A 26,729-nucleotide genomic window follows, 5' to 3' on the forward strand; every position below is an offset into this window, starting at 1 on the left:
GGGGCGGGGGCATTCGGCGCGGGCCCGGGGGCGTGGCGTCGGCTTGTTCGGATCGCGGCTCGGTAGGCATCGGTCTACTCGTTGGCTTGCGTCACTGGGGCGGGGGTCGTCGGTGACCGGGATGACTTCTTCGTTCTGTGCGATCGGCGCACCCGGCAGCGGCGCGACCTGGTCGATCCAGTCGCCGCCCAGTGCGCGGTACAGGTCCACCAGCGACCGGTAGCCGTCGCCCTGCGCCTCGCTCAGCGACAGTTCGGCGGAAAACAGGCTGCGTTCGGTGTCCAGCACGGGTAGTCGGAATAGCCGTTGTCGTAACGTTCGCGCGCCAGGTAGACCGCGTGCTTGAGCGCATCCACGCGGCGCGTGAGCGAGGCGACCAGCCCGGCGCTGGACTGGATCGACGCCAGGGCGTCCTCGACGTCGCGGAACCCGTCCTGGATCGCCTTGCGGTAAGCCGACAGCGCCTGCTCCCGGCGCGCCTCGGCCTGCTCATTGGCGGCGTCGATGGCGCCACCGGCGAAGATCGGGCCCAGCAGCTGCCCTGCGAAGGACCAGACGCCGGTGGGGCCGGAGAACAGGTCGTCGAGTTCGGTGCTGACGCTGCCGCCGGCGCCGGTCAGCGAAATCGAGGGGTAATACAGTGCCTTCGCCGCGCCGACCAGTGCGTTCGCCGACACCAGCTGCTGTTCGGCCTGCAGTATGTCGGGACGCCGCGCGATCAGTTCCGAAGGCAGGCCGGCCGGGATCGCCGGCAGCACCAGCGTCTGCAGCTTGCCGCCACGCGCGATCGGCCCGGGGTTGCGGCCGATCAGCACCGAGAGGGCGTTCTCCTGCAGCGCGATGGCCTGCTCGAGCGCGGGAATGGCGCTGGCGGCGGATTCGTATTCGGCCGTCACCTGCATCATCTCGAACTCGGACACCACGCCGCCGTCGAGCCGCATCTGGAACACGTCCACGCTTTCCTGGCGGCCGCGCAAGGTCGCATTGGCGATCGCCAGCCGGCTGTCGAGGTCAAGCAGGGTGACGTAGCTGGTGACGACGGCCGACACCACGGTCAGGGCCACGCCCAGGCGTGCCTGCTCGGTCGCCAGCAGGTTGGCTCGTGCGGCTTCGTTCTCGCGGCGGATGCGGCCCCAGAGGTCGAGTTCCCAACTGGCCGAGAGCAGCGCCGAATAGTTGTCGTTGGTGTTGCCCGGCGGCGTGCGCTGGCGCCCGGCTTCGGCACCGTAGCCGACCTGGGGCAGGCCCTGGGCGCGCGAACTGGCCACGCGTGCGGCGAATTCGTCCACGCGGGCGGTGGCGATGTCCAGGTCGTGGTTGGCGGCCAGGCCCTCGGCCACCAGGGCATTGAGCTCGGGGTCGCCGAATCCCTGCCACCAGGCCGGCATTTCGGCCAGGCTCGGGCCGGATCCTTTTTCGAAGCCGGGGGCACGGCGCGGTGGTAGTCCCCGGGGACGTCCACGGTGGGCCGGTGGTAGTCCGGGCCGAGCGTGCAGCCGCTGCTGAGACAGGCGGCGAAGAGCAGGACGAAGGCGCTGGGCGACCGACGCTGGCGGACTCGAACGCGTTGGCTCACGCCGACACTCCCTTTGTCGCTTCCGTGCGGAAACCCCGGCCCATGCTGCTTGCCGCGTCCGCAGTGGTCAAGTTGGGCCATCGGCCACCCTGACGGTCGGCTGGCAGGACCGCGGGACCCGTCGCCAAGGGGGCGTCTGGTATCCTGCCGGCCTTGAATTGCGGGTCCGGATCCGGTTCCCGCAGCCCCGAATCAGACATGCAGGGCAGCAGACCCGGAGCGGTAATGCAGACTTGGCTTGTGACTGGTGGTGCCGGGTTCATCGGCGGAAATTTCGTTCTCGACGCGGTCCGTTCCGGGGTCCGGGTGGTCAATCTCGATGCCCTGACCTATGCCGGAAACCTGGACACGCTGTCTTCACTCGAGGGGGATGCCCGGCACTGCTTCGTGCGGGGCGACATCGGCGACCGCGCCCTGGTGGACCGGCTGCTGGCCGAATACCGGCCCTCGGCCGTCATCAATTTCGCCGCCGAAAGCCATGTGGACCGCTCGATCGACGGCCCTTCGGCCTTCGTGCAGACCAATGTCGTCGGCACCCTGGTGCTGCTGGAGTCCGCGCGTGACTATTGGCGTTCGCTGGAAGGCGCGGCCCGCGACGGCTTCCGCTTCCTGCACGTGTCCACCGACGAGGTCTATGGTTCGCTGGGCGATACCGGCCGGTTCACCGAAACCACGCCCTACGCGCCGAACTCGCCGTATTCCGCGTCCAAGGCCGCCTCCGACCACCTGGTGCGCGCTTTCCACCACACCTACGGGCTGCCGGTGCTGACGACCAACTGTTCGAACAACTACGGTCCGTACCAGTTCCCCGAGAAGCTCATCCCGCTGGTCATCCAGAAGGCGCTGGCCGGTGAGCCGCTGCCGGTGTACGGCGACGGCCGCAACGTGCGCGACTGGCTGTTCGTGCACGACCACTGCGCGGCGATCCGGCGGGTGCTGGAGGCGGGCCGGGTGGGCGAGACCTACAACATCGGCGGCGACGCCGAGCGCGAGAACATCCTGGTGGTCAGGACCCTGTGCGCGCTGCTGGACGAACGCCGCCCGCGCGCCGACGGCGCGAAGCGCGAATCGCAGATCGCCTTCGTCAAGGACCGCCCGGGCCATGATCGCCGCTATGCGATCGACGCCTCGAAGATCCAGGGCGAACTGGGCTGGAAGCCCAGGACGAGCTTCGAGCAGGGCATGGCCGTGACGGTGGACTGGTACCTGGCCAACGGCGCGTGGGTGGAACGCGTGCTCGACGGCAGTTACCGCCTGGAACGCATCGGAACGGAGGCCTGACCATGGCGCGCAAGGGCATCATCCTGGCCGGCGGTTCCGGCACCCGGCTCTACCCGATCACGCAGTCCATCAGCAAGCAGCTGCTGCCGGTGTACGACAAGCCGATGATCTACTACCCGCTGAGCGTGCTGATGCTGGCGGGCATCCGCGAGGTGCTGGTCATCAACACCCCGCACGAACAGGAACTGTTCAAGCGCCTGCTGGGTGACGGTTCACAGTGGGGCATGCGCATCGAATACGCCGCGCAGCCGAGCCCGGACGGTCTGGCGCAGGCCTTCCTGATCGGCCGCGAGTTCCTGGCCGACCAGCCCAGCTGCCTGGTGCTGGGCGACAACATCTTCCACGGCACCGGCCTGACGGAGCTGCTGAACCGCGCCAACGCCCGCGAACACGGCGCGACCGTGTTCGGCTACTGGGTGCGCGATCCCGAACGTTACGGCGTGGCCGAATTCGACGCCACCGGCAAAGTGATCGGCCTGGAGGAAAACCCAGCCAGCCCAAGTCCAGCTACGCGGTCACCGGCCTGTACTTCTACGACGGCCGTGCCAGTGATTTCGCCGCCGCGCTCAAGCCGTCCGCGCGTGGCGAACTCGAGATCACCGACCTCAACCGGCGTTATCTCGACGAAGGCGCCCTGCACATGGAACAGCTGGGCCGCGGTTACGCCTGGCTCGACACCGGCACCCACCAGTCGCTGCTGGAGGCCTCGAACTTCATCGAGACCATCGAGGCGCGCCAGGGCCTTCGCGTCTGCTGCCCGGAGGAGATCGCCTGGGGCAACGGCTGGATCGACGACGCCAAGTTGATGGATCTCGCCAGACCGCTGGCGAAAAACGGCTACGGCCAGTACCTGCTGTCGCTGGTGGCGCGCGGAGTGGTGAAGTGAAAGTCATCGAGACCGGACTGCCCGGCTGCGTGGTCATCGAGCCGGCGGTGTTCGGCGACGCCCGTGGGTTCTTCTACGAAGGCTGGAACCAGGCGCGTTTCGCCCAGCATGGTCTCGACTTGCATTTCGTGCAGAGCAACGTCTCCTCGTCCACGCGCGGCGTGCTGCGCGGCCTGCACTACCAGTGGCCCAACCCGCAGGGCAAATACGTCAGCGTGCTCGAGGGCGAGGTTTACGACGTGGCCGTGGACATCCGCCGCGGCTCGCCCACCTTCGGGCAGTCCACGGCGGTGGTTCTGTCCGCGGAGAACAAGCGTCATTTCTGGATACCGGAAGGTTTTGCGCACGGTTTCGTGGTGTTGTCCGAACGTGCGCTGTTCAGTTACCTGGTCACGGCGCCGTACGACAAGACCGCCGACGCCGGCATCCGCTGGAACGACGCCAGCCTGCAAATCGACTGGCCGGTGAGCGAGCCGCTGCTGTCGGAAAAGGACGCCGTCGCGCCCTTCCTGGCCGAAGTCGCCGACGAGCGGCTGCCGGTGTACACGCCATGAGGATCCTGCTGGCCGGTGCCGACGGCCAGGTCGGGTTCGAACTGCGGCGGACCCTGGCGCCGCTGGGCGAGGTGATGCCGACGACGCTGAGCGGTCAGCTTCCCGATGGCGGGTCCTGCCTGGCCGCCGACTTCGCCGACCCGAGCAGCCTGGGCGGACTGGTCGAGCGCACGGCGCCCGATCTGGTGGTCAATGCCGCGGCGTACACGGCCGTGGATCGTGCCGAACAGGAGCCCGACCTCGCCTGGCGCATCAATGCCGACGCCCCGGCCGCGCTGGCCGAGGCCTGCGCGCGGCGCGCGATCCCGATCGTGCACTACTCGACCGACTACGTGTTCGACGGCAGCGGCGAGCGGCCCTGGCGTGAAACCGACCCGGCCGCGCCGCTCAACGCCTACGGCGCCGGCAAATGGGCGGGTGAACAGGCCGTGCGCACCAGCGGCGCGGCGCACAAGATCTTCAGGCTGTGCTGGGTCTATGGCCCGCGCGGCAGCAACTTCCTGCTGACCATGCTGCGCCTGGGCCGTGAACGCGATCAATTGCGGGTGGTCGCCGACCAGGTCGGCACGCCCACCCCGGCGGCCTGGATCGCCGCGGCCACTGCCCAGGCGCTGATCGCACGTCCGCAAATCAGCGGCACCTGGCATCTGGCGGCCGGCGGCCAGGCGTCGTGGTTCGAGTTCGCCAGCGAGATATTCCGCCAGGCCGCGACAAGCGGCGTGATTCAACGGGCGCCGGAGGTGCAGGCCATCACCACGGCCGACTTCCCGACGCCGGCGCGCCGTCCGGCCTGGTCGGTGCTGGACACTACGGCCTTGGCGGAAGACTTCGACATCCGGCTGCCGGATTGGCGCACCGGCGTCACGCAGTGCCTGGAGTCGCTGTCCTCCGCCTGATCTGGCGCAGTTCCGGCGTATCGGACCGGCCTGCGGGGGCGCCCGCGGCTTTGCGTCGAACCCGCAGGCTGCCTACCATGGCGGACCGTTTCCCGAGGTTCGAACCATGCCCCTGCGTCCCGCCCTGCTTGCCCTGGTGATGCCCGCGCTGCTGTCGGCGCCGGCCCTGGCCGCCAAACCCTTCGATGCCCGCGACCTGGTCACGCTGGACCGCGTGTCCGCGCCGGTGCTGTCGCCCGACGGCCGCAAGCTGGTGGTCGCGGTGCGCGAGGCGGAGTATGCCGCCAACAAGGCCAGTACCGGTCTGTGGATCGAAGACCTCTTCGCACGCGACGCGGCGCCGCCGGTGCGCTTCACCGCCGAAGGTTTCAACGTCAACAGCGCGGCGTTTTCGCCGGATGGCGCCTGGGTGTATTTCCTCAGCGCCAAGTCCGGCTCGCAGCAGCTCTGGCGCTAGGCCGTGGCCGACGGCGAGGCCGTGCAGGTTTCCGACTACCCGCTGGATGTCGGCAGCTACAAGCTCTCGCCCGATGGCAAGTCGGTGGCGCTGAGCTTCGAGGTGTTCCCGGATTGCGCCGACCTGGCCTGCACGAAGGCGAAACTCGACAACAAGCCGCTGGCCAGCGGCCAGCTGTACGACAGGCTGTTCGTGCGCCACTGGGACACCTGGGCCGACGGCCGCCGCAACCAGCTGTTCGTCGCGCCGATCGGCGCCGAAGGCAAGGCCACGGGCGAACCGGTGCGCATCAGCACCGGCATCGACGGCGACGTGCCGTCCAAGCCCTTCGGCGACGCCGGCGAATACACCTGGGCGCCGGACGGCCAGTCGCTGGTCTTCAGCGTGCGCATCGCCGGCAAGACCGAAGCCTGGTCCACCAATTTCGACCTCTACCGCGGCTGGGTGCGTGCGCGCCGCGCACCGCAGAACCTGACCGCCGCCAACCCGGCGCTCGACACCGGGCCGGTGTTCAGCGCCGACGGCAAGACGCTGTATTACCGCGCGATGAAGCGTCCCGGCTTCGAGGCCGATCGCCTGGCGCTGATGGCGATGGACCTGGCCAGCGGCAAGACGCGCGAGATCGCGCCGGGCTGGGACCGTTCGGCGGACGGCATCACGCTGTCGGCCGACGGCCAGGCGATCTACACCACCGCCTACGACGTCGGCACGCATCCGCTGTTCCGCGTGGACATCGCCAGCGGCGAGGTGAAGAAGGTGGTGCCGGGTGGCTCGATCGGCGGCTTCGACCTGCGCGGCGACACCCTGGCCTTCACCCGCGACAACCTCAAGACGCCGGCCCAGGCCTTCATCGCCCGCGCCGACGGCAGTGGCGAGCGCCAGATCACCCAGGCCAATGCCGACGTGCTGCCCGGGCTCGCCTTCGGCGACTACGAGCAGTTCAGCTTCAAGGGCTGGAACGGCGAAACGGTTCATGGCTACGTCGTGAAGCCGGCCAACTACGAGGAAGGCAAGAAGTACCCGGTTGCTTTCCTGATCCACGGCGGCCCGCAGGGCAGCTTCGGCGACAACTTCCACTACCGCTGGAATCCGCAGACCTACGCGGGCCAGGGTTTCGTGGCGGTGATGATCGACTTCCACGGCTCGACCGGTTACGGCCAGGCCTTCACCGATTCGATCTCGCAGGACTGGGGCGGCAAGCCGCTGGAAGACCTGAAGAAAGGTTTCGCGGCCGCGCAGGAAAAGTACCCGTTCATCGACGGTGAACGCGCCTGCGCCCTCGGCGGCAGCTACGGCGGTTACATGGTGGCCTGGATCGCCGGCAACTGGCCGGACGGTTTCGACTGCCTGGTCAACCATGCCGGCGTGGTGGACACCCGCATCATGGGCTTCAACACCGAAGAGCTCTGGTTCACCGAGTGGGAAAACGGTGGCACGCCGGTGCAGGTGCCGGAGAACTACGAGCAGTTCAACCCGATCAAGTACGTCGGCAAGTGGAAGTCGCCGATGCTGGTGATCCACGGCCAGCTCGACTACCGCGTGCTGGTGGAGCAGGGCCTGGCCTCGTTCTCCGCGGCGCAGCGCCAGGGCGTGGAAAGCCAGCTGCTGTATTTCCCCGACGAGAACCACTGGATCCTGAAGCCGCACAACAGCGTGCTCTGGCACGACACGGTCAACGCCTGGCTCAAGCGCTGGACGGCGGAGTAAGGACCGGAATGGCCGTGGACGGCATCGACCTCGAACGCCTGCGGCGCAGCTGTGCGCAGTGTTCGCTGCAGGTGCTGTGCCTGCCGGCCGGCATCGGCGGTGACGAGCTGCACCGGCTCGACGACATCGTGCGCAGCCGGCGGCCGCTGGAACAGGGCGAAACCCTGTTCCGTGCCGGCCAGGGCCTGGCCTCGCTGTACGTGGCGCGCGAAGGCGCATTCAAGACGCTGGCCACCGACCCGGACGGCAACCAGCAGGTGATCGGTTTCCACCTGCCGGGCGAACTGATGGGCCTGGATGCGTTGGGCCGCGGCAGACACGCCTGCGATGCCCAGGCCCTGACCCGCGCCACCGTGTGCGAGATCCCGCTTGACCAGCTCGAGCACGTCTGTTCGCAACTGCCCGGCCTGCAGCACCAGCTGCTGCGCATCATCGGCCAGGGCATCAACCGCGACCAGGGCCACATGGAGATGTTGGGCCGGCGCCATGCCAATGAACGCATGGCGCTGTTCCTGCACGGCCTGTCCGAGCGTTACCAGCTGCTGGGCCGGCCCGGCGACATGTTCGTGCTGCCGATGAGCCGCGAGGATATCGCCAGTTACCTGGGTATGGTGATCGAAACCGTCAGCCGCACCCTGACCAAGCTGCAGGACGACGGCCTGATCGCCGTGCGCGGTCGCCAGCTGAAGATCCTCGATGCCGCGCGCCTGGACGCGATCGTGCATCCGCTGAACGAGAAGCTCTAGAGCGAACGGCAGCCCAGGGCCACCAGCACCGCGTGCACGCCGGGCTGGGCCACCAGCCACGGGCCCGCCATCGTCAGCACGCCGGCCAGCGCGACCAGCGACGCGGCGGCGAAACGCCAGCCGCGCCGCGCCAGCAGGCCACCCAGGCGCGCGCCGCTCCAGGTGAGCGGAATCATCGTCGCCCAGGTGCCGATGCCGAAGGCCAGCATCAGCAGCGCACCGTGCAGGGCGCTGGCTTCGAGCCACGCGGCGGCGAGCATGGTCGTGGACAAGCCACACGGCAGCCAGCCCCAGAACAGACCCTGCACCCATGGGCGCCACGGACCCTGCCTGGGCAGTACGCGAGCCTGCAGCGGCTGCAGCCTGCGCCACAGCCAGGCACCGGCCTTGCCGAGTGCGCCCAGGTGCTGCGGCCACAGCAGCCGCAACGCCACCAGCACCAGCACGGCGCCCATCGCCACGCGCAGCACGGTGGCCAGGCCGTCCACGCGCGCGATCGCCAGCAGTCCACCGCCAAACGCGCCGACAATGGCGCCGGCCAGCGCATAACCGAGTACACGTCCGCCATTCAGTGCGAAGGCCGTATCCAGGCCGCCGCGTGGCGATTGCGAGGCCAGGCCGGTGGCGATGCCGCCGCACATCGCCACGCAGTGCACGCCGCCCATCAGCCCGGTCAGCAGCGCGGCCGTGAGGGTGAGCAGATCAATCGGCATCAGGTTTTGTCTTTGGCGTCCGGCGCCGGGGCGGGGCGCTCGTCATCGCCCAGCATGTCCAGCGCCGGCGTGTCGAGGTCGTCGAACTGGCCGCGGCGCACGGCCCACAGGAAAGCGAGGATCGCCGCCAGCAGCAGCAGCAGGGAAATCGGAACCAGCGCCAGCAGGATGTTCATTCCGGACTCCGGGTGTCCCGGCCCAGCCGCAGCGCGTTTGCCGTGACCAGCAGGGACGAGGCCGCCATGCCCAGCGCCGCCAGGCCCGGCGTCACCAGGCCCATGGCCGCGAAGGGCAGGGCCAGCAGATTGTAGGCCAGGGCCCAGCCCAGGTTCTGGCGGATGATCGTGCGGGTGCGGCGGGCGATGGTGATGGCTTCTGGGATGCGCGCCAGCGACGCGCCGGTCAGCACCAGGTCGGCGGCACGCTGCGCCAGCGGCGCGCCTGCGGCCATCGCGATGGAGACATCGGCGCCGGCCAGCAGCGGCGCGTCGTTGATACCGTCGCCCACCGCCAGCACGCGGTGCCCGGCCGACTGCAACCTGCGCATCGTCGCCAGCTTGTCTTCCGGACTCTGCCGTGACGCGAACTCATCGATGCCCAGCGCCGACGCGACTTCGGCCACCGCACGCGCGCCGTCGCCGCTGGCGATGCGGGGAGCGAGGCCGGCCCGGCGCAGCGCGGCGACGGTATCGGCGGCTTCGGGCCGCAGGCCGTCGGCGAGTTCGAAACGCGCGACCGCGTCCTGGCCATCGCCCAGCCAGAGTGCACCGTCATCGGTGCCGGTGCCGGCGAAACCGGCCTGGCCCAGCCGCCAGCGCTTGCCCTGCACTTCGCCTTCGATGCCCTGTCCGGCAACCACGCGCACGGCGTCGGCGGGCGTGACGCCGGTGGGGTCGAAAGCCGCCGCGAACGGGTGCCGGGCGCCATGTTCCAGTGCCGCGGCGATGCGCCGCCACGGCTCGGCGTCGCCGCCGTCACAGGCCACCGCAGCCAGCAGCTGCGGTTCGCCGCGGGTCAGTGTGCCTGTCTTGTCGAGCAGCACGACGTCGGCGTCGGCCAGGCGGTCGAGCGCATCGGCGCCGAGCACCAGTACGCCGCGGCGCGACAGCGCGCCATGCGCGCTCGCAAGCGCGGCCGGAACCGCCAGCGCCAGCGCGCAGGGGCAGCTGACGATCAACACGGCCAGCGCGATCTCGAATGCACGGGTGGAGTCCGCGCCCAGCCACCAGGCATAGACCGCCGCCGCCACCAGGAACAGGGCCGTGACGAATCGTGTCGCCACCGTGTCCGCCAGCCGTGCGATGCGCGGCCGTTGCGACTGCGCGCGCTCGACCGTGCGCGCCAGCTGCGACAGCCGGGTGTCGCTGCCGGTGCGCAACACGCGGATCGTCGCGGCGCTTTCCCGGCAGAGGCTGCCGGCGTACAGCAGGTCGCCCGGTGACTTCGGCACCGGCGTGGATTCGCCGGTGAGCAGGGACTCGTCCACGCTGGCCGCGGCCTGCAACAGTTCGCCGTCGGCAGGCACGACCTCGCCGGCACCGACCAGTACCCGGTCGCCCACGGCCAGCGTCGCCACCGGCACCTGTTCGCGCCCGATGTCCGTGAGGCGCCAGGCCAGCGCCGGCTGCGCGCGCGCCAGGGTGTCGAGGCGGGCGCTGGCCTGGCGCCGCGCCATCAGCTCCAGGAAACGTGCCGCCAGCAGGAACAGCACGAACATCACCGCGGCGTCGAACCACACCTGGGCGCCACCACGCACGGTTTCGAACAGGCTGGCGAAATAGGCCAGCAACACCGAACTGCCCACCAGGTGTCCATGCCGGGGCGGCGGTGCCGCAGCTCCACCGCCATGCCGGCGAGGAAGGGCCAGCCGGAATAGAACACCACCGGTGTGGCCACCAGGAAAGTGACCCAGCGGAAGAAGTCGCGCGTGGCCAGCGACATCCCGCCGGCGGTGTCGAGGTAGAGCGCTTCGGCGAACATCATCGCCTGGGTTGCGCCGAGCACGGCCACGCCCAGGCGGGCGATCAGCTGGTTGCGTTCGCGCCGGCGTTCGTGTTCGGCCGCTTCGCCGCGCGCCAGGTGCGGGCGGTAACCCAGCGAGGCCAGCCGCGACAGCACGGCGGACAGCGCGGTCCGATCCGGATCCCAGCCCAGGCGCACGCGGCCGGTCACGGCATTGGCGACCACCGACTGCACGCCGGGTTCGCGACTGAGCGCACGGTCCACCAGCCAGGCGCAGGCGACGCAGCGCAGGCCTTCGAGCACGAAGGTGATCTCGCGGCCGCCGGGTACGGCGATGGCGTGGCCAGCCTGGATGTCGTCGCGGTCCCAGGCCGCGAAACTGTCCTGGCCCGCGGCCACGCGCGGCGCTTCGGCCTGGCGCAGGCGGTAGTAGTCGACCAGCCCGGCCGCGCCGATCCAGGCGGCCGCGGCGGCGCAGCCCTCGCAGCACAAGGCGCGCGTCGCGCCATCGAGTTCCAGTTGCACGGGTGTCGTCGGCAGCGCCTCGCCGCAGTGGAAACATGCGGTGTCGAGGGCGCGGTTCACGGGCGCCAGCGCCGGGCGCAGTTTTACTTCGGTGTCACCGGGGCGGTAGCGCCCGACCAGGCGCCAGCGGCCGTCGGCGGCGAGCAGCTGCAATTGCCAGCCGTGGTCGGCGGCCAGGGTTCCGGAAGAGCGCCAGCCGCCGGGATATGGCGACAAGGGCAGTTCGCGGTCCAGCGACGATTCGATCGGGTGTCGCAGCATCAATACCGGCGCACGCGTGCCGGCGGTGGGCAGCACGGTGACCAGTACATGGCCGGCGTCGATCCGCACGCGCGCGCTGAGGTTTTCGCGCGCCGCGACCTGGTCGGCTTCCAGTGATGCTTCCTGCACCTGGGCCGTGCGCCGCACCTTGTCCGGGTGGCTGTCGGTGGCGCTGTCGCCGGCGGCGAGCATCAGGGTCCAGACGCCTGCGACCACGGTGGCCGCAGGGATGCCGATCACCAGCCAGAGCACGGGGTTGAAACGGCGCGCGCGCGGCCCTTCCATCAGAACGGCCCGAAGAACCGGGTTTCCTCGATGGCCTGCACGCCGGCGTCGGACTCCACCACCACGCGCAGGTCGATGCGGCCCTTGGCGAGGCCCGCGGGGGCGCGGAGCGTCACCGGCACGGTCAGCACTTCCTCCGCGGCGGCCGGGTGGGTGGCGCCGGATTCCACCAGCACGATGCCTTCGGCCCCTTCGATGCGCACGGTGAAGCTGCGCGCGACGGTGTCCTTGTTGACGATGCGCAGCGTGTATCCGTTCTCGATGCTGCCGTCGGCGGCGGTGCGATAGAGGGCGTTGCGGTCGCGGATCACGTCCAGGATCAACGGCGTGCGGTTGAAGATGCCCCAGGCGAAACCGATGAAGGTCGCCAGCAGCAGGGCGCCGTAGATCAACACGCGCGGACGGATCACCCGCGATCGTTTTCCTTCCAGCGCGTTCTGGGTGGTGTTCCGGATCAGGCCGCGCGGGTAGCCGATGCGGTCCATCACCGAGTCGCAGGCATCCACGCAGGCGCCACAGGCGATGCACTCGTACTGCAGGCCGTTGCGGATGTCGATGCCGGTCGGGCAGACCTGCACGCAGAGCGTGCAGTCGATGCAGTCGCCGAGGTCCTCGGGGAATTCACTTCCGGCGCCGGCGGCAGGTCCGACTGCGCGTCCACCACCAGCCCGGTGGTCGCGCGCGCGCCGATGCGCAGGTCCGCGGCACTGCGGTGCTGGGCGGCGGCGACCACGGCACTGTTCGCGACGTCCATCGGCAGCAGGCCGCGCGCGCGTTCGAGCACGCTGGCCAGGCTGCCCTTGCGGCGCGCGCCGCGGGATTCGCCGCGGCGCGGGTCGTAGGCCACGATCAGGGTGTTGCGGTCGAACATCGCGCTCTGGAAACGCGCGTACGGGCACATGTACTTGCATACCTGCTCGCGCAGGAAACCGGCATTGCCCCAGGTCGCCAGCGCGTAGAACAGCACCCAGAAGGTTTCCCAGCCGCCCCACGCGAAGGGCGAGATCCGGTCCGCCAGGTCGCGGATGGGCGTGAAGTAACCGACGAAGGTGAAACCGGTCCACAGCGCGAACACCAGCCACATCGTGTGTTTGGCGGTCTTGCGCAGGACCTTGTCGCGGCTCCAGGGCGCGGCGTCGAGTTTCATCTGCCTGCCGCGGTCGCCCTCGGCCCAGCGTTCCATCCAGATGAAGACCTCGGTCCACACCGTCTGCGGGCAGGCGTAACCGCACCAGATGCGCCCGGCCAGCGCGGTGAAGAAGAACAGCGTCAGCCCGGCCATGATCAGCAGCAGGGCCAGATAGAAGAAATCCTGCGGCCAGAACACCAGCCCGAACACGTAGAACTTGCGCGCCGGCAGGTCCCACAGCACGGCCTGGCGATCGTCCCACTGCAGCCAGGCGAAGGCGTAGTACATGCCCAGCAGCCAGACCACCGCGGCCTTGCGCAGGCGCTGGAAACGGCCGTCCTGTTCGCGCGGGTAGATCTTCTTTTCCGAGACGTAGGGCCCGGACTCTTCGACCACGTTCAGTGGAATGTTGCCGGCCACGACCGTCAGTCCCTGGCCAGCGGCTGGTTGAAGCGGCTCGCGGGCCGCAGCAGGATCCAGGTGGAACAGGCTGGCGCTGGCGGTGCAGGCCCAGAACATGAAGAAGCCAGGGGTGTAGCCGAGGCCGCGGCTGATCTCGAGCCCGGGGAAGGTCATCTCGGCCAGCGCCAGCGGATCGACGAAGGCGAAGAACACCATGGTCGCCACGCCCGCGGCGAAGAAGCTGGGCCAGAGGATGGCGCCGAGCCGCTGCGCCAGCGGCCGGCGCGGATGGTCGAACAGCGGTTCTCGCACCGTGCTCATTGCGCTCCGCCGACGGCCGGCGGGCGATGCGACAGCGACCAGACGTAGGCCGCGGCCAGGCGCGAGCGGGTGGCGCCGATGATCGGTTCGTGCGCCGGCATCATGCCGGCGCGGCCGGTCACGACCGCCTCGCGGATCGAGCCGAAGTCGCTGCCGTACAGCCAGGTCCTGTCGGTCAGGTTGGGCGCGCCCAGCGCCTGGTTACCCTTGCCGTCGACGCCGTGGCAGGCCGCGCAGACGCCGCCGAAGCGCGCCTTGCCGGCCGCGGCCAGCGCCGGGTCGGCCTTGATGCCCGACAGGCTCTGCACGTAGGCCGCGACCTCGGTGACGCCGACGTCGCCGCCGATCGCCGCCGCCAGCGGCGGCATCGCCGCCTGCCGGCCCTGCAGCACCGTCGCCAGGATCTGCTCGGGCGCACCGCCCCACAGCCAGTCGTCGTCGGTCAGGTTGGGATAACCCTTGGCGCCGCGCGCGTCCGAGCCGTGGCACATGGCGCAGTGGTTGGCGAACAGGCTGGCGCCGAAGGCCATGGCCTGCGGATCCTTCGCGATCTGGTCGATCGGCATGCCGTCGAAGCGGCCGAAGGCGTCGGCGAGCCGGGCATCGGCCGCCGCCTTGTCGAGGTCGTGTTCGCCCGCCGAGGTCCAGCCCGACCAGCCGGCCAGGTTGCCCATGCCCGGATACCAGGCCAGGTAGCCGATCGAGTAGATGATGGTCAGGTAGAACAGGTTGATCCACCACTTGGGCAGCGGCTTGTTGTACTCGGTCAGGTCGCCGTCCCAGACGTGGCCGGTGGTCGCCGAGGGATCGGCACCGCCCTTGGGCGGGCGCGACGTCCACCACAGCAGCCACACCGTGGCGGCGATGTTGAGCACGACGAGGAAGATGACGTAGAGGGACCAGCCATGGCTCATGGGATGTTCTCGCTCTGGTCTTCGAGGGGAAGGCGGGCGGCCGCGTCGAACTCGTCCTTGCGCTTGGAGCTGTAGGCCCAGGCGGTTCCGGCGAGGAAGGCGACCAGCAGGATGACGGTGACGATTCCGGCGATCATGGCTCAGCCTTTGGGGGCCTGTTTGCCCAGGCCCTGCAGATAGTGGACGAGGGCGTCGAGTTCGGACTTGCCGGCCACCGCGGCGGCGGCGCCTTCGATTTCTTCGTCGGTGTAGGGTCGCCGATGCGCTGCAGCGCGCGCATGTTGGCCTGGACCACCGAGGCCTGGACCGGTGCTTCGGCCAGCCACGGGTAGGCCGGCATGTTCGACACCGGCACCAGGTCGCGCGGGTTCATCAGGTGCACGCGGTGCCAGTCGTCGGAATAGCGGCCGCCGATGCGCGCCAGGTCGGGGCCGGTGCGCTTGCTGCCCCACTGGAACGGCCGGTCGTACACCGATTCGCCGGCCAGCGAGTAGTGGCCATAACGTTCGGTCTCGTGCCGCAGCGTGCGCACCATCTGCGAGTGGCAGTTGTAGCAGCCCTCGCGCACGTAGATGTCGCGGCCGGCCAGCGCCAGCGGGTCGTAGGGTTTCACGCCCGGTAGCGGTTTCACCGCTTCGGCCTGGTACATCAGCGGCACGATTTCGGCCAGGCCGCCGAAGGAGATGACGACGGCGATCAGGATCGCCATCCAGCCGATGTTGGTCTCGATCTTTTCGTGGCTCATGTCGGGATCCTCAGGCGTGGCCGGCTTCTGCGGCGGGTTTGAGCACCGGCGTCTCGACCAGTCCGCGAGCCTGCCTGAAGGTGCGCACCACGTTCGCCACCATGATCAGCATGCCCGTCACCACCAGCACGCCGCCGAGGAAGCGGATCATGTAGTAGGGGTAGTTGAACTTGACGATCTCGACGAAGGCGTAGGTCAGGGTGCCGTCCGGGTTGCTGGCGCGGGCCATCAGGCCCTGGCCGATGCCGGCGATCCACATGGACACGGTGTAGAGCACCACGCCGATCGTGTGCACCCAGAAATGCTGGTCGATCATCTTCAGCGACGCCATCTCCTTCAGGCCCAGGCAGCGCGGGATCACCATGTAGATCGAGCCGATGGAAATCATCGCGACCCAGCCCAGCGCACCCGAATGCACGTGGCCGATGGTCCAGTCGGTGTAGTGGCTCAGGGCGTTGACGGTCTTGATCGACATCATCGGCCCCTCGAACGTGCTCATCATGTAGAACGAGATGGCGACGATCAGGAACTTCAGGATCGGATCGGTGCGCAGCTTGTGCCAGGCGCCCGAGAGCGTCATCACGCCATTGATCGCGCCGCCCCACGAGGGCGCCAGCAGGATCAGCGAGAACACCATGCCCACGCTCTGCACCCAGTCGGGCAGGGCGGTGTAGTGCAGGTGGTGCGGGCCGGCCCACATGTAGATGGCGATCAGGGCCCAGAAGTGCACGATCGACAGCCGGTAGCTGTATATCGGCCGCTCGACGCGGCGCGGCACGAAGTAATACATCATTCCCAGGAAGCCGGCGGTGAGGAAGAAACCGACCGCGTTGTGGCCGTACCACCACTGCACCATCGCATCCACCGCGCCCGAATAGATCGGGTAGCTGTGCATGGGCCCGGCCGGGATCGCCAGCGAGTTGACCACATGCAGCAGCGCGATGGCGATGATGAAGGCGCCGTAGAACCAGTTGGCGACGAAGATGTGCTTCACCCGCCGCTTCATGATGGTGCCGACGAACAGCCACAGGTAGGCCACCCACACCACCGTTATCAGCACGTCGATCGGCCAGGCCAGTTCGGCGTATTCCTTGCCCCTGGGTGTAGCCCAGCGGAAGCGTGATCGCCGCCAGCACGATCACCGCCTGCCAGCCCCAGAACACGAAGGCGGCGAGTCCGTCCGAGATCAGCCGTACGTGGCAGGTGCGTTGCACCACGTACAGGCTGGTCGAAATCAGCGCGCAGCCGCCGAAGGCGAAGATCACGGCATTGGTATGCAGGGGCCGCAACCGGCCGAAACTCAGCCACGAAGTGTCGAAGTTCAGCGCTGGCCAATAGAGCTGGGCCGCGATCAGCACCCCCACCGTCATGCCCACCACGCCCCACACCACGGTCATCACCGCGAACTGCAGCACGACCTTGTCGTTGTAGGTTTCTGCCTTGTTGTCCAGCGTCATCACATCGCCCCTATTGCTTGCCGCGGATTATCCGGGCCTCCCCTTGCGCCCAGCTTGACCCATGTCAATTGGGGAGGCTACTTCCTGCAGGCCCGGCCAGCGCGGCCCGGACCGCCGCCAGGAAAGTCGGGTCGGGCACGGTGCCCAGTTGTTCGGTGCGGGCCAGCACCCGGCCTTCGCCATCGAGCAGGACCAGGGCGCTGCTGTGGTTGAACTCGCCATCGGCCAGGGCGCGGTAGCGGATGCCCAGCACGGCGGCGGTGCGGCGCACGCCGGCGGCCTCGGTGCGGGCCAGGGTCCAGTGCTTGGGGTCGAGCTTGCGTTTGTCGGCGATGCGCTTGAGTGCGGCCGGGTCGTCACGGGCCGGGTCGAGGCTGACCAGCAGGAACGCCAGTCGGCTGCGCTCGGCCGGCGTGAGCGCGTGTTCGACGCCCTTGGCGCTGTCGATGATCAAGGGGCAGATGTAAGGGCAGGAGGTGTAGAACATCGTCGCCAGGCGCACCTTGCCGCGGCCGTCGGCGAGCCGGAAGGCACGGCCGTCCTGATCGACATACGTGTCGGTGAGGCGGTAGACGGAATCGCCGGGCAGTTCGGTGGCCGCGGGTGCGGAGGCGGCCAACAGCAGGCCGATGGCCAGTACGAAGGTTCGGATCATGGCGTTCCTCCACGGGCGTCGCGCGCGCAGCGGAAGCCCATGTTGCCGGTGGTGTCGTGGGCTTCCAGCGAGGACAGCATGGCGACCCGCATCAGGATGGCGTAGTTCTCGCGGTCTTCCATCGACAGCGCGCCGGCGCCGCAGAAACGCATACTGTCGGGGTCGCCCTGTTCGCGGCTGTCGGACGAGACCAGCATGGCCGAGTGGTCCTCGACCCATTCCCAGACCATGCCGTGCAGGTCGCGTATGCCGTAGGCATTGGCGGGCCCCATGCCGACCCGGGGCAGCGGACGGTTCGACGGCACCGAATACCAGGCCAGGATGCGTTCGCGCCAGGCCGGATCGGCGCGGGCGTCGGTGCGGGTTTCATCGGCCGCGGCCGCGAACTCCCATTCCGACCAGGTCGGCAGGCGGCCGCCGATGGATTCGCAGTAGGCCTGGGCGGCGAACCAGCTGACCTGGACCACCGGGCGGTCGGGCAGGGCCCGGGTGCCGGGTTCGGTGGCGGTCTGCCAGTTCTGCAGATAGCGCGGCTCGGCGAAAACCTCGGGTGCCTGGCCGCGCTGCCATTCCGGATTCGCACGCACGAAGGCGGCGAACTGTGCATTGCTCACCGGCTGGCGCTGCAGTTCGAAGGGCGGCACCCGTACGGTGCCGCCGGTGTCCTCGTAACGCAGCGCCGAACGGAACTCGCCGCCCGGAAGCCTCGCCCAGTCGCCGGCGGCCGCCTCGGCGGCCACCGGCATCAGGGCGAAGGCCAGCAGCAGGGCGCGCATGTCAGTGCGCCGCGCCTTCCGAACGTTCCGTGCCGGCGCGGATCTTGGCCACTTCATCCTTGGTCACGCGGCCGCCGGGATTGCCCCAGCTGTTGAGCGTGTAGGTGAGGATGTTGGCGACCTCGTCGTCGGTCAGCTGGCTCATCGGCGGCATCACCGAGTTGTAGTCCTGGCCGTTGACCGTGACCGGGCCGGTGAGGCCGTTGAGCACGACCTTGATCAGCTCGGCATTGCCCTTGGCCAGGTAGTCCGACTGCGCCAGCGGCGGAAGACGCCGGCCAGGCCCTTGCCGTCGGGCTGGTGGCAGGTTGAGCAGGTGCCTGCGAACAGCGCACCGCCGGCCTTGATCTGGTCGTCCTGGCTCAAGGTGCCGGCCTGCGCGGCGGCGGCGGCCTCGGCCACCGGGGCCATGCTCGCGGCCTTGTCGCCCCTGGCAGAGGTGTGGTCGACTTCCTTGCCGGTGAAGATCGTCGGATCCTCCGCTCCGTCCACTTTCAGGATCGCCAGCGCGCCCTTGTTGAACGCGCGGAACAGCGAGTGGTCCACCAGCACGTAGCTGCCGGGCACTTCGGTGTGGAACTCGGCGATCGCGGCACCGCCGGCAGGAATCAGCGTGGTCTGCACGTTCTCCCCAGTAGTGCGTGCCACCCTCGTACCAGACCTTGTCGAAGATCTCGCCGATCACGTGGAAGCTAGAGATCAGGTTCGGACCGCCGTTGCCCACGTACATGCGCACGGTTTCGTTGACGTTGGCCTTGAGCGCCTTGTCGCCGGTGAGCGAGTTCTCGGCGCCGTTGAACAGGACGTAGGTCGCGTTCTCGTCGATCGCACGCTGCATGTCGAAGGGCGCGTAGCCCTTCTCGCGGTACTTGGTGGTGGTGTAGAAGTCGCCCTGCATCACGTAGAACTCCTTGTCGACCTCCGGCAGACCTTCCGGCGGCTCGACCAGGATCAGGCCGTACATGCCGTTGGCCACGTGCATGCCGACCGGTGCGGTGGCGCAGTGGTAGACGTAGAGGCCGGCATTGAGCGCCTTGAAGGTGAACTGCGAACCGTGGCCCGGCGCGGTGAAGGTCGAGGCCGCGCCGCCGCCCGGGCCGGTGACGCCGTGCAGGTCGATGTTGTGCGGCATCTTCGAGTCGGGGTGGTTGTGCAGGTGGAACTCGACCGTGTCGCCCTGGCGCACGCGGATGAAGCTGCCGGGCACGGTGCCGCCGAAGGTCCAGAAGGTGTAGGTGACGCCTTCGGAGATCTCGAGGTCGACCTCGCGCACTTCCAGTTCGACCTTGACCTTGGCCGGGTAGTCGCGGCCGGTGGCCGGCGGCACGTTCGGCGGGCTGGTCAGTACGGCATTGATCATCTCGCCCTGGGGCGGACCGAAGTCACCCTTGCGTGAGCCACCGGTGTCCGATGCGGCGGCGGTGGCGGACTTGCCGCGGTCGTCGAGTCCGGCATTGGGGTTTTCGCGACAGCCGGGCAGCGCCAGCAGTGCGGCGATGGAAAGTGCAAGCAGGTGGACTTTCATCAGAGCTTCTCCGGTCAAGGGTTGGTGATCAACCACAACGGCAGCTTCCCGCGAACTAGGCGTCCTCACCCTGACATGAATCAAGTCCCAGCGAGGGAGCCGATAGTCTGCCCCATTTCCGGCGACTGGGAAATCCCGCGGCGGGTCGCCGGATGACGTTTGCTTGACCTGGCTCAGGGGCAGGGGGCGGCCACGCAGGCAGCATCGTCGCGACCCGCTTCGGGCCCTGTCCGGAAAGCCGAGATGATCCTCGCCCGCTGCATCACCCTGGCGCTCGCCTGCGCCACCCTGCCGGCGCTGGCCGGCGACTGGAATGCCCACATCCGCTACCGCCACGAGGCCGTCGACGACGATGCCTTCACGCGCGACGCACGGGCCGACACCGCAAGGCTGCGGCTGGGCTGGAGCCACGCGTTCGCGCACGGCTTCAGCGCGGGCGCGGACCTCGAGGCGATCGCCGAGCTGGGGGATGACTTCAACTCCGGCGCCAACGGCCGCACCGCCTATCCGGCGGTACCCGACGCGCGCGCCTTCGAACTCAACCAGGCCTGGCTGCGCTGGGCGGGCGAACGTGGCGACGCGGTGCTGGGCCGGCTGCGCCTGGTGTTCGACAACCAGCGTTTCATCGGCAATTCCGGCTGGCGCCAGAACGAACAGACCTTCGACGCCGTCGCCTTCGACTTCACCGCGCGCGAGGGCGTGACGCTGCGTTATGCCTGGCTGGGGCGCGTGCATCGCCCGGCCGGCGACAACGCCCGCGATCCGCTGGCGCGCGAGCGCCGCCTGGACACGCACCTGGCCAATGCCTCATGGGCCGGGACCGCCGGCACCCTCGTCGGTTACGGCTACTGGCTGGACGACCGCGATGTCGCCAGCGCGTCGACCCGCACGCTGGGCCTGCGCTGGACCCGGCAGACGCCCGCGGCCGGCACGGGCTTCGGCTGGTCGCTGGAAACGGCACGGCAGCGCCCGCATGCCGACAACCCGCGCGACGTGGATGCCGCCTACTTCCTGGTCGAACCCACGCTCACGCTCCACGGCCTGACCTGGAAGCTGGGCTGGGAACAGCTCGGTGGCGATGGCGTGAACGCATTCCAGACGCCGCTGGCTACCTTGCATGCGTTCAACGGCTGGGCCGACAAGTTCGTGGTGACGCCGGTCGACGGACTGGACGATCGTTACGCGGCGGTCTCGGGGAAACTCGGCCGCGGCCGGCTGCAGGACAAGCTGGCCTGGACGATCGCCTGGCACGACTTCCATGCCGACCACGGCGGCGCCGACTACGGTCGCGAATGGGATGCGTCGCTGGCCTTCCCTTTGCCCAAGGGCCTGTCGGGACTGGTGAAGCTGGCCGACTACCAAAGTGACGGATTCGCCCGCGACACCCGCAAGCTGTGGCTGCAGGTGGAGTGGAGCCATTGAGTCCGGGCGGAAACCTCCGCCGGACTTGACCGGAGTCAGGGCGGCGCGGCAGCGGACGCATTGCAATGGCGGAATGCACAATGACGTTCCGCCGACACTGGACTTCCGCGATCTGCCCGCGCCGGAACCGCTGGTGCGCGCACTGCACGCGATCGACACGCTGGCACCGGGAGGCATGGTGCGCGTGCTGACGCCGATGCATCCGCAGCCCCTGCTGGACCTGCTGCGTTCGCGACGCCTGGGGTTCTCGACCATGAACTGCGAGGGTGGGGGCTGCGCCGTCACGGTCTGGAGCGAAGATGGTGCGGCTGGCGCTTGACCAGGCGCCGGCACCGGCCGGTCCCGGGCGGTTCCTGCACACCGTTCCGGCCTGGGGCGCACTGGCGGGCCTGATGCTGATGGTGGAAGGGCCCGCGCTGCTGCTGTCGCGGTGGTCGCCCGCCACCGTGGCCCCGGTGCACGTGTTCACCCTGGGCGTGCTCGGCAATGCCATGTTCGGAAGCCTGCTGCAGTTCCTGCCCGCAGCGGCCGGCGTGCGTGTGCGTGGCGGCAGCCGGGAGGCCGCGTGGCTGCATGGCGCGCTCAACCTCGGCAGCGCGGCACTGGTGGCAGGCCTGTGGTGGCCGTCCGCGCTGCTGCGTGGAATCGGCGCCTGCGCGCTGGCTCTGGCCTTCCTGTTGCTGGTCTCCGCGACCTTGCCGGGGTGCTGGCCAGGGCCCGCAACAGCCTGCTGCACGCAGGCATCGGTCTGGCCCTGACGTCGGCTCTGGCGACAGCGGCGCTGGGTCTGGTGCTGGTGGGCGCAATGGCGGGCCACGTGACGATTCCGGTGATGCGCTGGACCGACGTGCACGCCGCCACCGGCTTGCTGGGCTGGGTGATGGCGCTGTTGGTGGCGGTGGCACGGGTGGTGATGCCGATGTTCCAGGGAGCACCGGCGGCGCCTGCCGCGGCGCAGGCGGGTTGGCTGATGACGGTCGCGATCGGGCTTCCGCTGGCGGGCCTGGCTTGGCTGAACGGCGGTGTCGGCGGGCCCTTGCGCGCGCTGGTCGTGGCCGCGGTGCTGTCGCTGGCGGGCATGGGCCTGTGGTTGCAGTCGCGCTCGCGCAAATCGGTGCCGGGCGCATTGGCCGGATTCTGGCGGATCGGATTCTGCGCGCTGGTGGCCGGCGGCGCGCTGGTACTGGCCTTGCCCGACGGACGCGGCCCGCTGGCGGGCGTGCTGGTGCTGGCCATCGGCCTGCCGATGCTGGTGCTGGGCATGTTGCTGGAGATCGCCGCATTCCTGGGCTGGATCGAACTGCACCGGCGTTGTGGCCGCGGCCTGCAACTGCCTGGCGTGCAGCTCCTGCTGCCGCCGTCCCGGCGCCGGTGGGTGCTGCGTGCCTTCGCCCTGGCGAGCGCGGCCCTGCTGCTGTCGGCGCTGTGGCCGGGCGCCATCGGCAGCCGCCTCGCCGGTGCGCTGCTGCTGTCGGCAAACGGCGTGCTGGCCTGGTCGCTGGCCGGCACCCGGCGCGGCGTGCGCGAGTTCGCCGCCGTCCACACCACACGCTGACACAAGCCCACGGAGCACGGCATGACGCGAACCTCGAGTCCTTCTGGCGCCCTGTTGCTGGGCCCGCTGCGTCGCGGCATCGATGGCCTGGACGATGCGCTGCTGCTGATCCTGGCCGGACGCCGACGGCTGGTCGCGATCGCTGCCGAGGTCAAGCAGCGCCGCGGCCTTCCCGTCCGCGACCTGGACCGCGAGTCGCGCATCCTCGCCCGGGGCCAGGGCCTCGCCCGTCGCCTGGGCCTGCCGTCCGACCTTGCGCACGGCCAGTTGACCCCTGGTCATCGCCGATGCCTGTCGACAGCAAGGGCTTGCACCTGATCCCGATCAAGGCGCGACCCCGGCCGCGGCAGGCAGTCTTGTTTCCACCATGACCGTTACCGATCCGGATGTTTCGCCGCTGTCCCGTGCCGTGCTGCGCGTTTTCCCGCCGCCGGCGCGCTGGGCACCGCTGCTGCGCCTGTTGCCATCCGACTGGCAACGCCGCGCGCTCGAAGCGGCCGTGACACGCCTGCTGGCCGAACCGCTGCGCTGCAACCAGCTGGATTTCATGCGTGGTCGGCGCCTGGGCATCGAAGTGCCGGACCTCGGCCTGAACTGGGTGCTGTCGCTGGAGGGCGACCGCCTGCGCGCCACCGACGAACCGGCGCAGGCCACCGTGCGCGGCAACGCCACCGACCTGCTGCTGCTGGCCAGCCGACTGGAGGATGCCGACACGCTGTTCTTCCAGCGCCGTCTCGAGCTCACCGGCGACACCGAGCTTGGGCTCACCGCACGCAACCTGCTTGATCGCTTGCCCTGGGAGTCGGTGCCGCTGGGCATGCGCATCCTGCTCAACCGCGGCGCGCGGGCCGCCCGCGAAGCCCGTCGCCTGCAGGGGGCCGGATCATGAACACGCAGACGGGTCCGTGCTGGCGTCCGGAACTGGAACACGAATACGCCGGACTGATCGAAAAGCTCGAGAAGCTGCTGCCCTGCCTGGAAGTGCCGCTGCATCTTCCGTGGATCGACGCCATCCGGCGGCTCAAGCGCGAACGGGGCGCGGTGGTGATGGCACACAGCTACCAGTCGCCCGAGATCTTCCATGGCGTGGCGGACGTCACCGGCGACTCGCTGGCGCTGGCACAGGCGGCCGCGGACTGCGACGCACCGGTCGTCGTGCTGTGCGGCGTGCACTTCATGGCCGAGACCGCGAAGATCCTGGCACCGCACGTGAAGGTGCTGATACCGGATATGGAAGCCGGGTGTTCGCTGGCCGACTCGATCACCGCGGCCGACGTGCGTGCCCTCCGGGCGCGGCACCCGGGCGCGCCGGTGGTCAGCTATGTCAACACCACCGCCGAAGTGAAGGCGGAGTCCGACGCCTGCTGCACGTCCGCCAACGCGGTGCAGGTGGTCGAGGCGATGGGTGCCGACAAGGTCATCTTCCTGCCCGACCGCTACCTGGGCGCCTACGTCGCCAGCCAGACGGCGGTCGAACTGGTGCTCTGGAACGGGCGCTGCGAAGTGCACGAGACCTTCACCGCCGCGCAGGCGCGGCACGCGCGCGAGCGCTTCGACGCGCGGCTGGTCGCGCACCCGGAGTGCCCGCCCGAGGTGCTGGCCGAAGCCGACTTCGTAGGTTCCACCAGCGCCATGGGCCGCTGGCTTGAACGCGAGCAGCCCGAACGTGTCGCGCTGATCACCGAATGTTCGATGGCCGACAACCTGCGGCTGGCCTTCCCGGGACCGAGTTCATCAAGCCCTGCAATCTCTGCCCGCACATGAAGCGCATCACCCTGCAGAACATCTACACCTGCCTGCGCGATCTCGGCAACGAGGTGCGGGTGCCGGACGACACCATCGTGCGGGCACGGCTGGCACTGCAGCGCATGCTGGCGGTGGGTCGCGGCGAAAAGGTCTGAGCGCGGTGCCGGCTCCCTGGTGGTGGTGGGTGCCGGCGTCGCCGGATTGTGCGTGGCGCTGTCCGCGGCGCCCCGGCGCGTGCTGCTGATCAGCCGCGGAAACGGTGACGGGGCGACGAGCCTGGCCCAGGGCGGGATCGCGGCCGCGTTGGCCGCGGGCGACCATCCCGGCCGGCATGCGGCCGATACCCTGGCTGCCGGCGCCGCGCACAACGACATCGCCGCGGTGAGGCGGCTCGTGCATGCGGCGCCGGGTGCGATCCGTTGGCTGGCCGCCTGGGCGTGCCTTTTGATCGCGACGACCAGGGCAGGTGGCAGCTCGGCCGCGAAGGCGGCCATTACTGTGCCCGCATCGTGCATGCGGGCGGCGATGCCAGTGGCCGCGAACTTGTCGCCGCGCTGGCGCGCGCTGCCGACGGGGCATCGCATATCGAACGGTACGAGGGCTGGATGCTCGAGGCCCTGCATCTGGATGCGGGCGCCGTCTCGGGCGTGCGGCTGCGTGGGTGCCGTGGGCAGGGGATGCGCGAAATCGAAGCGAGCGACGTGGTGATGGCCACCGGAGGCATCGGCGCTTTGTTCGCGGCCACCACCAATCCGCCGGGCGCCGACGGCGCCGGATTGGCCCTGGCGCTGTTGGCCGGCGCGGCGGCACGCGACCTCGAGTTCGTGCAGTTCCATCCGACCGCGCTGGACGTGCCTGGCATGAGCCCGCTGCCGCTGGTCACCGAAGCCCTGCGCGGCGCGGGTGCCGTGCTCGTGGACGAAGGTGGCGCGCGGCTGATGCCTTTGTGCATCCACTGGCGGACCTGGCACCCCGCGACGTTGTCGCGCGCCGGATCTGGTCGCACCAGCAGGCCGGTGGCCGGGCCTGGCTGGACGCCACGGTGTTGAGCCCGACGGCGTGGCGGCAGTTCCCGACGGTGCGTTCACTCTGCCTGGCGCATGGCTTCGATCCGTGCACGCAACCGGTGCCGGTGACGCCGGCGGCACATTTCCACATGGGAGGCATCGCGGTTGACGCTTTCGGGCGCAGCACGCTGCCCGGCCTCTACGCCGTCGGCGAGGTGGCCTGCAACGGCGTGCACGGCGCCAACCGCCTGGCCAGCAACTCCCTGCTCGAAGGCGTGGTGTCGGGGCGCCGCCTCGGCGCGCTCCTGCGTGACGTCGTGCCATCGCCCGGCCGGCAGGGGCGATCCGGCTGGAACGTGCTGCCGGAAAGCGCCGGCGAAGCGGCGCTGGCGCGTCTGCGCGACCTGCTCTGGCGCAGCCTGGGCCCCGTGCGCGAAGAAACGACGATGTGCCGGGCCGTTGCGGAAATCCGCGCTGATCATGCGCTTGCGACGAGTTGGCAGGCGCAATTGGCAGGGCGGTTGTTGCAGGCGGCCAGGGCGCGGCAGCTCAGCCTGGGCGCACACCACCGCGGCGACGCCCCGCGCATCGACTCCATACCCCAGCGAATCGCTACGCTTGCGTACGGCGAAATAGTTGATGGCAGTCAGACACAACGACGCCGTGTGATGAAAGAATCACGCATTCCCCCAAGGAAATCGCCATGAACGTGCCCCTTCCCCATTCCTTCGACCGAAGTCAGCTGCTCGAATGCGCCAGTGGTGCGATGTTCGGCCGCGACGGTGCGCGCCTGCCCTCGGATCCGATGCTGATGTTCGACCGCATCACCGAGATCCGCGAGGACGGTGGCAAGTACGGCAAGGGTTTCATCCGCGCCGAACTCGATATCCGTCCCGACCTGTGGTTCTTCGCCTGCCACTTCACCGACGACCCGGTGATGCCCGGCTGCCTGGGCCTGGATGCGATGTGGCAGCTGGCCGGCTTTTTCCTGCCCTGGCTGGGCGAGCCCGGCCGTGGTCGCGCGCTCGGCGTCGGCCTGGTGAAGTTCACCGGCCAGGTGCTGCCGACGGCGAAGCTGGTGACCTACGAGATCGACATCCGCCGCGTCGTGCGCGGGCGCCTGAAGATGGTGCTCGCCGATGGCCGCACCCTGGTGGACGGCCGCGAGATCTATACCGCCGAAGAGCTGCGCGTCGGCCTGTTCACTTCGACCAAGGACCTGTGAC

General features: G+C 69.3%; 24 protein-coding genes and 7 pseudogenes. 16 read left to right on the forward strand and 15 right to left on the reverse strand.

The window, feature by feature from the left end:
* Positions 1-242 precede the first annotated feature (242 nt).
* Complete coding sequence (locus FRZ33_RS06950) at positions 243-1,388, reverse strand: efflux transporter outer membrane subunit (protein ID WP_227978201.1); 1,146 nt, start codon at positions 1,386-1,388, stop codon at positions 243-245.
* A gap of 413 nt (positions 1,389-1,801) precedes the next feature.
* Here FRZ33_RS06950 and rfbB point away from each other — a divergent pair, with 413 nt between their 5' ends.
* The 6 genes and pseudogenes from rfbB to FRZ33_RS06980 all read left to right on the forward strand — a co-directional run bounded on the left by rfbB (position 1,802) and on the right by FRZ33_RS06980 (position 8,103).
* Positions 1,802-2,857: a dTDP-glucose 4,6-dehydratase gene (gene rfbB / locus FRZ33_RS06955; protein WP_146908673.1), complete on the forward strand. Its 1,056-nt coding sequence runs from the start codon at positions 1,802-1,804 to the stop codon at positions 2,855-2,857.
* A 2-nt stretch (positions 2,858-2,859) separates the two neighbouring features.
* Positions 2,860-3,743: pseudogene (rfbA, locus tag FRZ33_RS06960) on the forward strand (glucose-1-phosphate thymidylyltransferase RfbA).
* Entirely contained in the window at positions 3,740-4,297 is a 558-nt protein-coding gene (gene rfbC / locus FRZ33_RS06965) for a dTDP-4-dehydrorhamnose 3,5-epimerase (protein ID WP_146908675.1), read from the forward strand. Before rfbA ends, rfbC begins: the two are co-directional and overlap by 4 nt.
* Positions 4,294-5,193 carry a dTDP-4-dehydrorhamnose reductase gene (gene rfbD, locus FRZ33_RS06970; protein WP_146908677.1) on the forward strand — a complete coding sequence of 300 codons (900 nt, stop codon included), beginning with the start codon at positions 4,294-4,296 and terminating at the stop codon, positions 5,191-5,193. The genes rfbC and rfbD overlap by 4 nt, the downstream gene beginning before the upstream one ends.
* 106 nt (positions 5,194-5,299) lie before the next feature.
* A pseudogene (locus FRZ33_RS06975) lies at positions 5,300-7,357 on the forward strand (dipeptidyl-peptidase 5).
* Between the two features lie 14 nt (positions 7,358-7,371).
* A complete protein-coding gene (locus tag FRZ33_RS06980) occupies positions 7,372-8,103 on the forward strand; it encodes a helix-turn-helix domain-containing protein (protein ID WP_158637138.1) in 732 nt (243 codons plus the stop codon).
* Here the strand turns inward: FRZ33_RS06980 and FRZ33_RS06985 are convergent.
* The 14 genes and pseudogenes from FRZ33_RS06985 to FRZ33_RS17650 form a co-directional block, all read right to left on the reverse strand.
* Positions 8,100-8,816, reverse strand: coding sequence for a sulfite exporter TauE/SafE family protein (locus FRZ33_RS06985; protein ID WP_146908681.1), 717 nt, complete (start codon positions 8,814-8,816; stop codon positions 8,100-8,102). The two genes, FRZ33_RS06980 and FRZ33_RS06985, sit on opposite strands and share 4 nt — an antisense overlap.
* On the reverse strand, positions 8,816-8,992 hold the full coding sequence (gene ccoS, locus FRZ33_RS06990) for a cbb3-type cytochrome oxidase assembly protein CcoS (protein WP_146908682.1): 177 nt from the start codon (positions 8,990-8,992) through the stop codon (positions 8,816-8,818). Before ccoS ends, FRZ33_RS06985 begins: the two co-directional genes overlap by 1 nt.
* Complete coding sequence (locus FRZ33_RS06995; protein ID WP_227978203.1) at positions 8,989-10,620, reverse strand: heavy metal translocating P-type ATPase; 1,632 nt, start codon at positions 10,618-10,620, stop codon at positions 8,989-8,991. The genes ccoS and FRZ33_RS06995 overlap by 4 nt, the downstream gene beginning before the upstream one ends.
* Positions 10,533-11,849 carry a heavy metal translocating P-type ATPase metal-binding domain-containing protein gene (locus tag FRZ33_RS16120; RefSeq protein ID WP_227978205.1) on the reverse strand — a complete coding sequence of 439 codons (1,317 nt, stop codon included), beginning with the start codon at positions 11,847-11,849 and terminating at the stop codon, positions 10,533-10,535. The genes FRZ33_RS06995 and FRZ33_RS16120 overlap by 88 nt, the downstream gene beginning before the upstream one ends.
* Entirely contained in the window at positions 11,849-12,427 is a 579-nt protein-coding gene (locus tag FRZ33_RS07005) for a FixG Ig-like domain-containing protein (RefSeq protein ID WP_146908684.1), read from the reverse strand. The genes FRZ33_RS16120 and FRZ33_RS07005 overlap by 1 nt, the downstream gene beginning before the upstream one ends.
* Positions 12,334-13,266 (reverse strand): 4Fe-4S dicluster domain-containing protein, encoded by a 933-nt coding sequence (locus FRZ33_RS07010; RefSeq protein ID WP_425480627.1) that lies wholly within the window; start codon positions 13,264-13,266, stop codon positions 12,334-12,336. The genes FRZ33_RS07005 and FRZ33_RS07010 overlap by 94 nt, the downstream gene beginning before the upstream one ends.
* 137 nt (positions 13,267-13,403) lie before the next feature.
* Positions 13,404-13,701: pseudogene (locus FRZ33_RS17645) on the reverse strand (hypothetical protein).
* Positions 13,698-14,615, reverse strand: coding sequence for a cytochrome-c oxidase, cbb3-type subunit III (ccoP, locus tag FRZ33_RS07015; RefSeq protein ID WP_146908686.1), 918 nt, complete (start codon positions 14,613-14,615; stop codon positions 13,698-13,700). Before ccoP ends, FRZ33_RS17645 begins: the two are co-directional and overlap by 4 nt.
* Positions 14,612-14,752 (reverse strand): cbb3-type cytochrome oxidase subunit 3, encoded by a 141-nt coding sequence (locus FRZ33_RS07020; protein WP_146908688.1) that lies wholly within the window; start codon positions 14,750-14,752, stop codon positions 14,612-14,614. The genes ccoP and FRZ33_RS07020 overlap by 4 nt, the downstream gene beginning before the upstream one ends.
* A 3-nt stretch (positions 14,753-14,755) precedes the next feature.
* Positions 14,756-15,360, reverse strand: a pseudogene (ccoO, locus tag FRZ33_RS07025) (cytochrome-c oxidase, cbb3-type subunit II).
* A 10-nt stretch (positions 15,361-15,370) separates the two neighbouring features.
* Positions 15,371-16,817, reverse strand: a pseudogene (gene ccoN / locus FRZ33_RS07030) (cytochrome-c oxidase, cbb3-type subunit I).
* A 64-nt stretch (positions 16,818-16,881) separates the two neighbouring features.
* Positions 16,882-17,472: an SCO family protein gene (locus FRZ33_RS07035; RefSeq protein WP_146908689.1), complete on the reverse strand. Its 591-nt coding sequence runs from the start codon at positions 17,470-17,472 to the stop codon at positions 16,882-16,884.
* Positions 17,469-18,248 carry a formylglycine-generating enzyme family protein gene (locus tag FRZ33_RS07040; RefSeq protein ID WP_146908691.1) on the reverse strand — a complete coding sequence of 260 codons (780 nt, stop codon included), beginning with the start codon at positions 18,246-18,248 and terminating at the stop codon, positions 17,469-17,471. The genes FRZ33_RS07035 and FRZ33_RS07040 overlap by 4 nt, the downstream gene beginning before the upstream one ends.
* A 1-nt stretch (position 18,249) precedes the next feature.
* Positions 18,250-19,773 carry a multicopper oxidase domain-containing protein gene (locus FRZ33_RS17650; protein WP_227978209.1) on the reverse strand — a complete coding sequence of 508 codons (1,524 nt, stop codon included), beginning with the start codon at positions 19,771-19,773 and terminating at the stop codon, positions 18,250-18,252.
* Positions 19,774-20,016: 243 nt separating this feature from the next.
* Between FRZ33_RS17650 and FRZ33_RS07050 the strand changes: the two genes are divergently transcribed.
* The 10 genes and pseudogenes from FRZ33_RS07050 (at position 20,017) to fabA (ending at position 26,728) form a co-directional block, all read left to right on the forward strand.
* Positions 20,017-21,195, forward strand: coding sequence for an alginate export family protein (locus FRZ33_RS07050; RefSeq protein ID WP_146908692.1), 1,179 nt, complete (start codon positions 20,017-20,019; stop codon positions 21,193-21,195).
* A gap of 73 nt (positions 21,196-21,268) precedes the next feature.
* Positions 21,269-21,514 (forward strand): sulfurtransferase TusA family protein, encoded by a 246-nt coding sequence (locus FRZ33_RS07055; RefSeq protein ID WP_146908694.1) that lies wholly within the window; start codon positions 21,269-21,271, stop codon positions 21,512-21,514.
* Complete coding sequence (locus FRZ33_RS16125; protein ID WP_227978212.1) at positions 21,498-21,953, forward strand: hypothetical protein; 456 nt, start codon at positions 21,498-21,500, stop codon at positions 21,951-21,953. The genes FRZ33_RS07055 and FRZ33_RS16125 overlap by 17 nt, the downstream gene beginning before the upstream one ends.
* The gene (locus FRZ33_RS07060; RefSeq protein ID WP_227978214.1) at positions 21,899-22,750 is read left to right on the forward strand and encodes a hypothetical protein; all 852 of its coding nucleotides are present in this window, start codon (positions 21,899-21,901) and stop codon (positions 22,748-22,750) included. Before FRZ33_RS16125 ends, FRZ33_RS07060 begins: the two co-directional genes overlap by 55 nt.
* A gap of 21 nt (positions 22,751-22,771) precedes the next feature.
* Complete coding sequence (locus FRZ33_RS07065) at positions 22,772-23,068, forward strand: chorismate mutase (RefSeq protein WP_146908696.1); 297 nt, start codon at positions 22,772-22,774, stop codon at positions 23,066-23,068.
* A 49-nt stretch (positions 23,069-23,117) separates the two neighbouring features.
* The gene (ubiT, locus tag FRZ33_RS07070; RefSeq protein ID WP_146908698.1) at positions 23,118-23,639 is read left to right on the forward strand and encodes a ubiquinone anaerobic biosynthesis accessory factor UbiT; all 522 of its coding nucleotides are present in this window, start codon (positions 23,118-23,120) and stop codon (positions 23,637-23,639) included.
* A gap of 158 nt (positions 23,640-23,797) precedes the next feature.
* A pseudogene (gene nadA, locus FRZ33_RS07075) lies at positions 23,798-24,651 on the forward strand (quinolinate synthase NadA).
* A gap of 52 nt (positions 24,652-24,703) precedes the next feature.
* Positions 24,704-25,284 (forward strand): annotated as a pseudogene (locus FRZ33_RS16860) (FAD-binding protein); the annotation flags it as partial.
* Positions 25,272-26,210 (forward strand): FAD-binding protein, encoded by a 939-nt coding sequence (locus FRZ33_RS07080; protein WP_265468762.1) that lies wholly within the window; start codon positions 25,272-25,274, stop codon positions 26,208-26,210. The pseudogene FRZ33_RS16860 and the gene FRZ33_RS07080, both read left to right, overlap by 13 nt.
* Positions 26,211-26,212: 2 nt before the next feature.
* Complete coding sequence (gene fabA / locus FRZ33_RS07085) at positions 26,213-26,728, forward strand: 3-hydroxyacyl-[acyl-carrier-protein] dehydratase FabA (RefSeq protein ID WP_174755011.1); 516 nt, start codon at positions 26,213-26,215, stop codon at positions 26,726-26,728.
* Position 26,729 lies beyond the last annotated feature (1 nt).

Origin of the sequence: Arenimonas daejeonensis (assembly GCF_007993735.1) — a bacterium.
In the GTDB taxonomy this organism is placed as follows: domain Bacteria; phylum Pseudomonadota; class Gammaproteobacteria; order Xanthomonadales; family Xanthomonadaceae; genus Arenimonas; species Arenimonas daejeonensis.